This is a genomic window from Bacillus sp. FJAT-28004 (assembly GCF_001280845.1).
Classification (GTDB): Bacteria; Bacillota; Bacilli; order Paenibacillales; family Paenibacillaceae; genus Pristimantibacillus.
Map to the genome: position 1 here is coordinate 634,324 of NZ_LGHP01000002.1, position 12,577 is coordinate 646,900.

The following is a 12,577-nucleotide window of genomic DNA, read 5'->3' on the forward strand; positions in this document are numbered from 1 at the left end:
AGTCCTTGATTTTCAAGGACTTTTTTTAATTAGAACGAACTATTCCCATGTCAAAATCTCGTACGCCTCCTGATAACTGCGAAACAGATTGAGATAGTCCATACCTCCAATAGAGAAAAATCATAATATATAATTGTTAATAGGGAGGTGTTTAGCTTGTGGTGTGTAAAAAAAATAGAAAGATGGCAATGAAAAATAAACCATTATTTAACTATAATGACGGTCGAAGTAAAGAGTGCAAAAAGAAAACAATTATTGTTTGCCCTATGAAAAGAAAGAAAAGTAGAAGGGTTATTTTGAAAAGTAAAATATATATCCGTCTAAAACCAGTAATTAATGTAACCGCTCCGAGAGGACCTCGAGGATCTCGCGGACCTCGAGGCATTCGGGGGCGTCAAGGGCCCGCGGGACCAGTCATTACTCCACTTGTTAGTAGTATGCTAACTGCTAATAGATATTTTTTTATTGCGAACTCAGATATTCCCCTGCCGACAGAAATTCCAGCAAATCAATTCATAACCGATGATGGTAAATCAATAACTGAATTTGCAGTCTTAGATCAAAATAGCTACGCTAATCTCTATATCAACGGAATAATGCAAGAAGGTAGCTCTTATAGCATAAGTACAAGTGCCTTGAACATCATTGCCAACCAGGGCACTCTTTTTGCAGGAACCTCAATTATAATTGAAACCGTTCGATTGTCGGTACAATTAATCCCTAAAAATGATGCAATGTAGACATTGGATTAGCCCTTCCCCTTATTCTATCATTTGCATAACCTAGTTGAGAGAAGTGAGGTGATATAAATGCCAATTACAAAACCCTTTATGGCTGCTAGAAGATTTAGTGCTACAGCTGCAGACGGAACTGGTGTCGGTGTTGCATATAATATTCTTGCTACAGCCACCATCAATGATGCAGGTACTGCTGCCACAGCTTTTCCAACTGCACCTGCGTATTATAATCTTTATATTAATGGACAGATTCAAACAGCTGATACTTCAACGGTTACCACTACGGCTATTACCATTCCAGGCGGAGATGTACTCGATCCTGCGACTCCAATTGTGATCGAATTTGTTGTAAACTAATTTTCTTTATTGACGAAATGCCGACAAATCTTATTGTTTTAGGGTTGCCGGCATTTTCGAAATAAACGCCTATTGGATATATTAGTTTCGTACATATCTTCTAAACTATACAAGTTAGTAAGGAAGTGAATATAATAACCAATTTGCACTATGTACGTTAAAGTAGTTAATGGGCATTCACCTGGATGAGAAATCATGAATTGCTGAAGGATTTTTCTTGATGCCGCGTCGATTCCAGATACGTGTCCGACATAACCTGCAAGGTGGAAGCGCAGTGCGGCTTGGTCGGTCTGGAAGAGATGATTGGCTGTCCCGACGACCTTCTAGCATTTGCGGGAGGGAGCAGCCAACGATAGAGGGTTTGTTCGGAGAGCAGTTTGGCCTTTATCCACAAGGGTCAAAGCTGTCGTTCATAAAACATAAACAGGGTCACAGTTCTCCACCATGAAGAATGCTCGTTTTCTTTATTCGTTGCACTTCAAACCGATTAAAATGTCTTAGCCTGTCTGCGATATTCAGCTGGCGTAACCCCGGTGATCTCCTTGAAGACTCGTCCAAAGTGACTGGAGTTAATATACCCGCTTTGAATGGCTATACTAGAAACACGTTCCTCACTGGATTGAAGTAAATGTTTGGCGTGATCTATACGCAGATTGGTCACGTAATCCCAGAAGGTTACATGCAGTTGATCCTTGAACAGATTGCAAAAATGAAATTTGTTGATATCCAAATGGTCGGCTATTTTCTGCAGGTTAATGTCTGTCGTATAATAGCGTTTACAATATTCTACTGCTTTATCAATTAGGACACCTTGGTGATCCGTTGTGTTTTTTGTAATCGTGAGATCTTGAATAGCAGTAGAATGGCGCTGAGCATCCTCATAGGCTTCTGGCAATTGCTGAGGGGGGTAGCTGCTCTGGCTGAAACCGATCTTAAAAGGTTTATGGATATAATTCATCAGGATTCGAGTACAGCTTTCAATGAGCTGGGCATCCGTGTCCTTATGAGCATGAATCATAATGATTTCGTTAAGCTTGCGGAAAAAACTAATTCCGTGATAACCGGAATAAAGCAAATGGCTGTTAATTTCCTCAGTAATGCTTATTTTAATGACTTCCTCGATTTCCTCTGCTTTTAAACTTGACCCACCTAGCTGAAAGACGCTGACCACACATTTATCCCAACGACTTTCTGCCATTTCTAAAAATTCATTTAAGCCATTTGAATCCAGTTTATCTACAAGCAGCTTTTTCAAGGCGTTCTCTTCGAACAGTGGGATGGCTTTGGACAGGATGCTCTTATACCCGTTTTCAGCTTCAATTTCTTTGGTTACACGAGTTACTTCCTTAATGAGTTCGCTTTGGATATAGGGCTTAAGCAAATAGCCGGATGCGCCGAGCTTAAGGGCTTGGCGCGCATATTCAAATTCACCGTAGGCGGTGAGCAGGATAACTTTGATTGGCAGCTCTGCATCACGTACTTTATCCAAGAGTTCCAGACCATCCAACTTCGGCATTCGGATGTCAGAGATGATGAAGTCGGGTACTCGATTCTGGATGAGCTCCCATGCTTTCAATCCATTTGTCGCTTCCCCCAATATTTCAATGTTGGGAAAATGGTTTTCTATAATTTTGCGAAGCGCCTGTGTCGTTAGTGGCTCGTCATCAATTAATAATGTCGTTAGCATCCCGCACATCTCCTAATGACTTAATTTTAGGAATAATCAAGGTAATTGTCGTTCCTTGTCCCCATTCACTCTCGATCGTTAATTTGGATTGAGATGAGAACCTCAATGCCATTCGATTTGCAATACTCATTAATCCTATTCTGCTTGTACTAGCTGCAGTAGAGGAAAGCTCCTCATTGATCATGCTTAACTTTTCCTCTGTTATCCCAATCCCGTTATCCTTCACGATAATGCTGATATGATCAGTCTCATTCTGAATAAGGAGGTGGATAATCCATATTCCATCTTTGCTTTCCAAACCATGATAGATGGAGTTTTCAATAATAGGCTGAAGAATAAACTTGTTAATAGGGTATTCCAGTACACCGTCATCCACTTGGATAACGGATTGAAGACGTCCGTCATAACGGATATTTTGAATGCGCAAATAATTTTCAACTGAGCGAATTTCATCTTTCATTTGAACCATTTCGTTCATCTGGTATAACGAATAATGCAGCATTTCTCTAAGGGAATGCGTAACCAGCTCGATATCTTGATTCCTGCCAAGTATGGACAATGACGAGATGGACTGCAGTGTATTGTATAGGAAATGTGGATTCATTTTGGCCTGTAAAGCGCTGAACTCGGCTTCCTTCTGGAGAAGCTGTTGCTTAATAGAATCAGCAATTAGCTCCTTCATCTGATCAAGCATATTGTTAACGCCCTTATTAAGGACCATAATTTCCTCGTATTCGGTTTGACGATCAATCCGGATATCCAACTTGCCTGTACCGACTTCCTTCATAAAATTAACCAGTTTTAAGATGGGCTGCGTCGTACGAATGGTGATAACGGAAGCAAGGACAATCGTAACGACGATCATGATAGTCAGAAGAAACAAGGTAGTATCACGAATAACAGACAGCTTCTTGTTGAACTGGGTGAAAGGAAGCATGCTTACAGTTTTCCAGCCTGTTACCGAGGAGGTTGAATAGGCGATAAGCATATTCGTTCCGTTCACCATATGGGTCCAATATCCCGAAGTATCTTGAAATAACCTTTCCATATCTGAATCGTTAAGGATCAGAGAAGGGTCTGATTGGTAAATCACCTGTTTTCCGTCATCTACAACAAAAGATTGTATGCCAAGCTGCGTTTGTATCGATTCAAAAATGTTCTTGAGCTTATTAATGTTGTAATCGAATACAGCAACACCATACAGATTAGGATCGGACGGGTCATAGGCATCCTTAATGTTGGCAGCAATCGTAATTACGTTATTAAGATCGGATTTACTGCTATAGTTATCATAATAATCAGGCTTATGAGCCCCGTAGAATTTGATCTGCAAGGCATATTGGGTGTCCTTAAAATCGAGCCACACTTTCTTTAAAAAAGGAGACTCAAAATTAATCGACTGGACACTGTTGATATATTGCTTGCGATGATCGTAATTGTAAATAAAGTAACCGCGTATATCGGATTTCTCCGAGAAAATATTATTGAGCAGAATGGAAATTCGCGCACGGTCTTGCTGCGATTCATACACTTCGCCTTCTGTAACAGAGTCTTCAAGAATGGTTATTAAGTTCTGATCGATGGCGAGAAAGTGGAGGGAATCCTTGACTTCATTTAAGTATAAGTCTAGACTCTGATTCACTTGATTCGTGATCGATGTGGTGCTTTTAATCATCTCTTTTTTTGTAAAGTTAGAGAAGGTTTGATAGCTGATAACACCGAGCACGCTGAGTGAAACACATATCAATAGGGCGAAATAGAGGATGATCGTTGATTTGAATGACTTTAATTTCATGAACTCACCCTCTCGAAATCGGTCCCTTTGAGACTTTTCTATACACCAAAGAGACTTCGTACACTTGAAAAAGACGATGCCCAGAATCAGTTCCGTTTTCATTTGGAAGCTGATTTTTTTCTATTTTAAGATACAAGTATAGTGCTTAAAACATCGAAAAACAATATAGCTGGCAGCGATCCCAAGATTAGAACATGAACAAAATATTAGAACATAGAAAGCGATTTCAATCGTGATATATGGTGAAGTAAGCGTTTCCCAAGATTAGAACAGGATCAAAAGATTTGACTATTTTCAAATAATTGAACATCACTTAACATGTGGTAAGCGGTTACAACGAGAGAAAGGAGACATGAAAATGAAAAATAGCAACAGCTTTGTAAGGGAGTTATGGACGAATAGATCCTATTATCTGATGGCTCTCCCAGGACTCTTGATCTTATTCGCTTTCACGTATTTACCTTACCCAGGGATCATTATCGCGTTTAAAAACTTTAATCCGGTGAAGGGGATTTTTGGAAGTCCATGGAGCGGGTTTGATAACTTCAAATTTTTTCTATCCAATGGTGACTTTCTGCGAATAACATTTAATACGTTCTGGATCAATTTCAATCAAATTTTGTGGGGAACGATTCTCGCCGTAGTCTTCGCAGTTCTATTGAATGAAATAAAGAGTAATGGAATGAAGAAATGGTTTCAGAGCATCCTATTTTTACCTTATTTCTTCTCCTTCGTCATTGTCGGGAAATTAGTTCTACTAATTTTCAAAAACGAGAACGGTCTTGCAAACGAGTTGATTGAAATGTTCAATGGGGTGCCAATTGATTGGTATACCTCACCTGAATATTGGGTGAAAATCATTGCTTCGGCAAGTATATGGAAAAATGTAGGGTATTCCGTCATTATCTATCTCGCTGTTATTACATCCATTGATGAAGAGATGATGGAAGCGGCCTCTCTAGACGGTGCTACCCGCGTGCAAAAGATTCGGTACATTTTGCTGCCAAACTTGGTTCCTACTATTATCATATTGACATTGTTGTCTATTGGGAGAATATTTTTCGGGGATTTTGCGCTCATCTATGCAATTGTAGAGAACAATGGGCTGTTGTTTCCAACGACGGATGTGATCGACACCTATATCTACCGTGCTTTAATCAATGGCGGACAGGAATACGGTATGATCACTGCAATTGGAATTTGCCAATCCATCCTTGGCTTCCTTGTAGTCGTAGGCAGCAACTGGGCAGTGAAACGGTATAATAAAGACTATTCTTTATTTTAAACAGCAAGAGAGGTGACTGCATTGAAGAACAAGTTTGGCTGGCTGGATATTTTCATTTATTTGGTATTCATCGTCTTTTCCTTGGTTACCCTGGTCCCATTCATTTTAGCGATTATGGTCTCCATTTCGGACGAAAGCTCGATCGTTCTGAATGGGTACAAGTTCATCCCTGATTTATTTTCATTAGATGCGTATAAGGTTGTCTTCCAAGACAATATTGTGACGAATGCCTATAAAATCACAATTCTCGTAACCATTGTAGGTACATTCATCTCGTTGACCTTATCATCGTTGCTCGGCTATATGATGTCCGTGCAAAAAGTGAAATATCGCAACATCATTGCCCTGCTTATCTTTATACCCATTGTATTCAGCGCAGGACTGGTTCCTTGGTACATTGTAGTTACTAATTACCTCCATTTGAAAAATACGATTTGGGCTCTTATCCTGCCGATTGCGATAAATCCATTTAATATTTTTCTGCTTAGAAATTATTACAAATCAATTTCACCTGCGCTTTCAGAATCAGCAGAAATCGATGGAGCCGGTCCTTGGTTTATTTTCTATAAAATAATTACTCCGTTGTCTATGCCGATATTAGCAACTATAGGACTGTTCTCTTCTTTAAGCTATTGGAATGATTTCACGATGTCCCTGTGGTTAATTGACGATCGGAAGCTGTTCTCCGTCCAGTTCTTATTGTATCGGATCAATTCGATGATTGCTTATATGAGTCAGCATTCGAATGTGGCATCTGCGCAGATGCCATCAGAAACGATCGTATTCGCGATGTTCCTAATTACGATTGGACCGATTATTCTCGTTTATCCGTATGTGCAGAAATATTTTGTCAAAGGTATTATGGTCGGCTCAATCAAGGGTTGATTCCAAAAGAGCGGGCAGCTTATACATCATAATAAAAAGGGAGCGAATAAACATGTTCAAAAGCAAGTTCTTTATGGGAAGCATAATGGCAACTGTTTTAGTATCAACGCTATTAGCAGGCTGCGGCACGTCAAACAATGCGAATACGCCTTCTAATAAGTCGGAAGAGCAGGGTGAAACGAGCACTGAAACCACACCAGCGGGTGAAGAAGTTACACTAAATATTTTATTCCCGGGAGATCCGCCGAAGGATTTGGATGCCGTTAATGCAGCTATTGCAGAGAAGCTTAAAGCAGATGGCTTAAATATGAAGTTGAACTATACTTTTGTACCTTGGGAAACGTACACGAACAAACAAAGTCTAGTTGTGGCGGCAGGAGAAAAATATGACTTAACTTGGACGCACATTTCCAATTTATCACAAGGTGTAAGCAAAAATGTGTTAATGCCTCTTGATGACCTTCTCCAAAGCGACGGTCCCGGATTACTTAAAGATATTTCGGATTTTGTATGGAAAGCTGTAAAGGTTGACGGAAAAACCTATGCCATTCCACGTGTCGTTCCTGTTGCTCAAAGCAATGACACCTTCCAAGTTCGCGGTGACCTGCGTAAAAAATATGGCTTGCCGGAAATTAAAAGCTCGGCTGATTTCGAGAAGTATCTGGAAGCGGTTAAGGCCAATGATCCGACGATCACTCCTCTAGCAGGGGGTGCGGGAGGACTTGTCAGAGAATTAGCGCCTAGTTATTTTGCCAATGGAGATTTTACCGGAAGCTTCTACTATATTGACGTGAATGAAACACCGCTTAAAGTTAAAAACCTATATGCCTCAGAAGCTTATGAGAAATATGTAAATAAAACAAGAGAATGGTACAAAAAAGGGTATCTGCCGAGTGATCCTAATATGTTCAAAGACATAAACGGAGATTTTTCGAAAGGAAGAATGGCTGCGATGCCTTCTAATATCCTGCGTCCGACTGAAATTATCGATGCCCTAAAAACGAATATACCTGATGCTGAGCTTGAATTTGTACAATTTGAATCGGATAAGCCCAAATATATCTTCACTAGCGCAGATAATCTGTTGTCTGTATTAGCAACAAGCAAACATCCGAAAGAAGCGGTAGCGTTCGTCAATTGGTTACACAGTAGTCAGGAAAACTATGATTTATTTTCCTTGGGTGTTAAAGATGTAAACTACAAGGCTGACGGAAATAGCGCTTCATATGAAGGGATCTCACCCGATAAACAATATTTCCCGATTAGCTGGGCATGGACAGATTTAAGGTATAACAAGTTCAGTAAATACATTACTCCTGCGCAGCTTGATGTCATTAAAACCTGGGATAACGGTGCCGTACAAACACCACTTATCGGGTTCTCTATTAACACTGAGCCAGTAAAAGCAGAATTGGCTAAAATCTCAGCAATTGCGTCTGAGTATTCATCACAAGGTCCGCTTATGAATGGGGTCGTTGATTTTTCATCTGTAAAAGATAAATTTCTAAGCCGCTTAAATGATGCGGGAATCGATAAGGTTCTTGCCGAATATCAGAAGCAATTAGATGCCTTCTTAGCGCAACAGAAGTAAAGCATGGGTCATCCCGTTTCAAGTCTACTGTAATTAAATAAGTGACCAAGGCCAATCGATTCGAATCGGTTGGCCTTCCTTACACCAAGACAATTTTATATGGAGAGGAATTAACCGATGAGCACAAAGAGAACAGCACATATCATTTCACATACACACTGGGATCGAGAATGGTATTTGCCATATGAAAAGCATCATGTTCGTCTCGTAAAGCTCGTGGACACGCTGCTTGATAAACTGGATCAAGATCAGAAGTACCGCAGCTTCTTTTTAGATGGACAAACGATTATTCTTGAGGACTATCTTCAGGTCAGACCTGATCAAAAGGATAGATTGGCCAAATTTATTCAAGACGGCCGTATTTTGATCGGTCCTTGGTATATCCTGCAGGACGCATTTTTGACCAGTGGCGAGGCTAATGTAAGGAATATGCAGATCGGACACCAAGATGCGAAAAAATACGGCACGGTGGCGAAGATCGGCTATTTTCCCGATACGTTCGGTCTGGCAGGCCAAATACCGCAATTGATGGAGCAGTCTGGGATTACGAATGTTTTGTTTGGCCGTGGCGTTAAGCCGACGGGCTTTAACAATACCGTTTCTGATGGCGATTACGAGTCTTCGTTTTCAGAGCTGATATGGGAAGGACCAGATGGTTCCCAAGTACTCGGTATCCTTTTTGCCAACTGGTATAATAATGGCACTGAAATTCCTGTTGACCGCGAAGAAGCGAAGGTTTACTGGGAGAAGAAGCTGGCGGATGCTGAGAAATACGCATCGATGGGCGAGCTGCTCTTTATGAATGGCTGCGACCATCAGCCGATTCAGGTGGATTTGCCCGAAGCGGTTCAAGTTGCGCGCGAGCTTTTTCCGGATACAACCTTTATTCATTCCAATTTTATAGATTACTTGCAGGCTGTTGAGCACTCCTTGAGGCATGAGCTATCTATCGTAAAAGGCGAGCTGCGCAGTCAGCGTACAGACGGCTGGAATACGCTCGTGAACACCGCTTCCGCCCGCGTATATTTGAAGCAAATGAATCAGTTAGGACAAGCGATGTTGGAAAAAGTAGCCGAACCGCTGGCAGCATTGGCTCATATCCTTGAAACCGAAGAGAAATATCCGCATCATCTGTTCACGTATGCTTGGAAAACACTGATGCAAAACCATCCGCATGACAGCATATGCGGCTGTTCTATAGATGAAGTACACCGAGAAATGGTGACGCGCTTCGATAAAAGCAGACATGTGGCGGAAGCGATCGTTGATGAGAGCAAACGAGCCATTGCTGAAATTGTGGATACGTCGAGCTTTGCCGGAATGGGAGACAACGCTCTGCCCGTCATTGTTATGAATACATCTGGTTGGGAGCGAACCGGTGTCGTGAGTATCGAGCTAGATGCCTTGCGTGTGTATTTCCGTGACGGATTTACCCAAGAGGAAGCCAGCGATATTGTAAAGTCGGCAGATCTTTCAGGTATGATGCTCGTAGATGAAAATGGGAGTGCCATTCCATGCATTTCCCAAGATCTCGGACTGCAATTTGGTTACGATCTGCCGGAGGATAAGTTCCGCCAGCCGTATATGTGCCGCAGGGTGAAGCTAACCTTTGAAGCTGAAAATGTTCCTGCATTGGGGCTGAAGACATATGCTTGGGTTAAATGTGATTCTGAGATTCCTACTTCGAGGGTCCTAACGGGTGACCGCGTGTTGGAAAATGATGCGATAAAGATTGAAATCGCCGATAACGGTTCATTCAACTTGACAGACAAGGTGAACGGCCGTATATACCGGGATCTGGGTATTTATGAAAACTCAGGGGATATCGGCAACGAATATATATATAAACAGCCTGCTGGTGAAACGCCGCGTACGACCTATGGGGTGGCGGCACATATTCAGGTGATACAGGATCATCCATACCAAGCTTCCATAGAAATTGTACACGACTGGGAAATTCCTGTTTCTGCTGACGAAGTGCTCGAAGAAGAGCAGCGCGCTTTGATTCCTTTTCAACACCGGAAAGCACAGCGTTCGGAGCGGATGGTACCGATGCAGATTCGTACGGTTGTAAGTTTGAGCAGCAACGGTAAAGGGGTGGAGATCTCCGCTACCTTCAACAACCAAGCTAACGACCATCGTTTGCGAATGTTGTTCCCAACCGATCTAAACACGCAAGTTCATCGCGTTGATACGATGTTTGAAATCCCTCAGCGGGACATTATGCCGACAGCGAGCTGGGAAAATCCAAGCAATACACAGCATCAGCAAGCATTCGTTGACGTCAACGAGTCAGGAGCAGGTTTTGTTGTAGCCAACTTAGGTTTAAATGAGTACGAAGTTTTGCGCGATGGTCGCAATACAATTGCAGTCACGCTGCTTCGTGCGGTTGGCGAGCTTGGCGACTGGGGCTTATTCCCGACGCCTGAAGCGCAATGTCAAGGCGAGCACACCGTCCGTATGGCTATCATTCCACATAACGGAGACGGTGTGCTGTCGGGCGCCTATGCGAAAGCGTACCAGTTCCAAATTCCGTGGACTTCATGCCAAACAGACATTCACCAAGGCAGCATTGCACCAACGTTTGCGCCATTCCATTGGGAAGGCAATAAGATGGCCTTCTCCTCGATGAAAATAAATGAAGGAACAGACGATCTGCTGCTTCGTTGGTACAACATGGACTTCCAAGAGACAGAATTGAAATTTAAATCTAACCTTCCTTATTATTATTTCTACAAAAGTTCAATCATGGAAGATAATGGGCAACCTATTCCGTCTGATACGGACGGTCAAATGTCTCTACCGATTGGTGCTTGTGAAATTGTAACGATCGGAATTAATCGTTAATTCTGCGCATTGCTGCGTGTATTTGCGAGAAGAAATAAGGATGTATCGCTAGGATGACGAATAGATGAACTAAATCATAAATTTGGTGGTATCGCTTGCGATTTAAACTTCGTTGTAGAGCGTCCTTCTGGATGATGGGATTTTAAGGGCTATGACCCGTTTCCAACACCCATATTACAGAGGCGCTCTTTTTCATGCAAAGTCCTAAATATTCGTTTTACAGGAATTAGGCATGGACTTTGAAAAAATAGAGTATTCCTTAAAAAAAAGATTGAACAAAAGCCAGCAGTCTAATACTTTATTTTCCCAAGACGCCCATCACCTTGCAGAAAGCCAGATGCTGGGCTTCCACCCGACATCACCCCCTGAAATCGACAAAAATCGACGAATCCTTATAAAAGTGATACATAAGGAGTGAATCCCGATGGTGAATAATTACAAACGCTTCATTCAAAATCAATTCCAAAAAGCGAAATCTACCGCTTCCCAATTCATTTCCTCAAAAAGTGAAAAACAAGAAGAAGGCACTATAGAACTCAATCCGGAACATTATGTTGAGCTGAAAGCAATCGCCGATAAGCAGCATACGACCGTGCAAGCGATCGTAAATGGAGTCATTGTCCAATACCTGGAAAGTGGCCCATACGAATTAACCCCCTTCTCAGTGGGGCAAAAGGAAGATAACCCACTTCTGTATTTGGATGGTATTTGCAAACTAGTGGATTAAGGAGTGCTGACATATGGATAACCACTTGAACATTCAGGATCCAATTTTTCTGGATGGAACAGCTTTAGCCGCTTTAATGAACCCTGAAGACCCTTGCTATGTGAAAGCCCGTTCCCTGTTTCTGGAATTGCATGATCTTGAACGTAATTACGTGACGACCAACTCCATTATATTTGATCTTCACGAATGGCTTCGCAATGAATACAGCTATCAGCAGGCGGAATTTTTTCTGAATGCCATTGATAAGGCGGTGAGTATCGGCAAACTGGCAGTCATCTCCAGCGGCCCCGAATTTGATGGGGAATCGCGCAGACTGCTTATTGACAGGCCTGAGCTCCATTTCTCGCTCAGCGAAGCATTCACTGCTGTGACCATGTCCTATTATCAGGTAAAACGCATCTTTACTTTCAATCTCAATTACATGATGCTTGCCAATTTGGATAAGGATATTCGAATCATTCCATCCAATTAAAAGCCTGAAACAAATACAGCCTGCCCTCTTAAGAGGCTGGCTGTATTTGTTTCGGTGCAATGCTGTAAATTTCTTTTTCCGTCGATTCCCCTTACACCCTCATTAACGAAGAATGAGACCCTCCCATAACGTCGATGTCATCCGCGGCTATCGAAATTCAGCCATGCTGTCCGATATATGATTGATATTTGTAT

Annotated in this window: 10 protein-coding genes; 8 read left to right on the top strand and 2 right to left on the bottom strand. The window is 41.9% G+C overall.

The window, feature by feature from the left end:
• The first annotated feature begins 158 nt into the window (after positions 1-158).
• Entirely contained in the window at positions 159-740 is a 582-nt protein-coding gene (locus AC787_RS24785; protein WP_054027634.1) for a DUF4183 domain-containing protein, read from the top strand.
• Between the two features lie 69 nt (positions 741-809).
• Positions 810-1,094: a DUF4183 domain-containing protein gene (locus tag AC787_RS24790; protein WP_054027635.1), complete on the top strand. Its 285-nt coding sequence runs from the start codon at positions 810-812 to the stop codon at positions 1,092-1,094.
• A 487-nt stretch (positions 1,095-1,581) separates the two neighbouring features.
• Here the strand turns inward: AC787_RS24790 and AC787_RS24795 are convergent, their stop codons facing one another.
• Positions 1,582-2,781 carry a response regulator gene (locus AC787_RS24795; RefSeq protein ID WP_054027636.1) on the bottom strand — a complete coding sequence of 400 codons (1,200 nt, stop codon included), beginning with the start codon at positions 2,779-2,781 and terminating at the stop codon, positions 1,582-1,584.
• Complete coding sequence (locus AC787_RS24800) at positions 2,759-4,576, bottom strand: sensor histidine kinase (protein WP_054027637.1); 1,818 nt, start codon at positions 4,574-4,576, stop codon at positions 2,759-2,761. Before AC787_RS24800 ends, AC787_RS24795 begins: the two co-directional genes overlap by 23 nt.
• 358 nt (positions 4,577-4,934) lie before the next feature.
• Here AC787_RS24800 and AC787_RS24805 point away from each other — a divergent pair, with 358 nt between their 5' ends.
• The 6 genes from AC787_RS24805 (at position 4,935) to AC787_RS24830 (ending at position 12,383) form a co-directional block, all read left to right on the top strand.
• Positions 4,935-5,861 carry an ABC transporter permease gene (locus AC787_RS24805; protein ID WP_054027638.1) on the top strand — a complete coding sequence of 309 codons (927 nt, stop codon included), beginning with the start codon at positions 4,935-4,937 and terminating at the stop codon, positions 5,859-5,861.
• Between the two features lie 21 nt (positions 5,862-5,882).
• The gene (locus AC787_RS24810) at positions 5,883-6,746 is read left to right on the top strand and encodes a carbohydrate ABC transporter permease (RefSeq protein ID WP_054027639.1); all 864 of its coding nucleotides are present in this window, start codon (positions 5,883-5,885) and stop codon (positions 6,744-6,746) included.
• A 52-nt stretch (positions 6,747-6,798) separates the two neighbouring features.
• Positions 6,799-8,337, top strand: coding sequence for an extracellular solute-binding protein (locus AC787_RS24815; RefSeq protein ID WP_054027640.1), 1,539 nt, complete (start codon positions 6,799-6,801; stop codon positions 8,335-8,337).
• A 117-nt stretch (positions 8,338-8,454) separates the two neighbouring features.
• Positions 8,455-11,184, top strand: a complete 2,730-nt coding sequence (locus AC787_RS24820; protein WP_054027641.1) for an alpha-mannosidase — start codon at positions 8,455-8,457, stop codon at positions 11,182-11,184.
• A 424-nt stretch (positions 11,185-11,608) separates the two neighbouring features.
• Entirely contained in the window at positions 11,609-11,911 is a 303-nt protein-coding gene (locus AC787_RS24825; protein WP_054027642.1) for a hypothetical protein, read from the top strand.
• Positions 11,912-11,924: 13 nt separating this feature from the next.
• Complete coding sequence (locus AC787_RS24830; RefSeq protein ID WP_054027643.1) at positions 11,925-12,383, top strand: hypothetical protein; 459 nt, start codon at positions 11,925-11,927, stop codon at positions 12,381-12,383.
• Positions 12,384-12,577 lie beyond the last annotated feature (194 nt).

Coding starts and splice junctions, on each gene's coding strand:
- AC787_RS24790 (WP_054027635.1), top strand. CDS start 810: ATGCCAATTACAAAACCCTTTATGGCTGCTAGAAGATTTAGTGCTACA.
- AC787_RS24825 (WP_054027642.1), top strand. CDS start 11,609: ATGGTGAATAATTACAAACGCTTCATTCAAAATCAATTCCAAAAAGCG.
- AC787_RS24795 (WP_054027636.1), bottom strand. CDS start 2,781: ATGCTAACGACATTATTAATTGATGACGAGCCACTAACGACACAGGCG.
- AC787_RS24805 (WP_054027638.1), top strand. CDS start 4,935: ATGAAAAATAGCAACAGCTTTGTAAGGGAGTTATGGACGAATAGATCC.
- AC787_RS24815 (WP_054027640.1), top strand. CDS start 6,799: ATGTTCAAAAGCAAGTTCTTTATGGGAAGCATAATGGCAACTGTTTTA.
- AC787_RS24830 (WP_054027643.1), top strand. CDS start 11,925: ATGGATAACCACTTGAACATTCAGGATCCAATTTTTCTGGATGGAACA.
- AC787_RS24800 (WP_054027637.1), bottom strand. CDS start 4,576: ATGAAATTAAAGTCATTCAAATCAACGATCATCCTCTATTTCGCCCTA.
- AC787_RS24820 (WP_054027641.1), top strand. CDS start 8,455: ATGAGCACAAAGAGAACAGCACATATCATTTCACATACACACTGGGAT.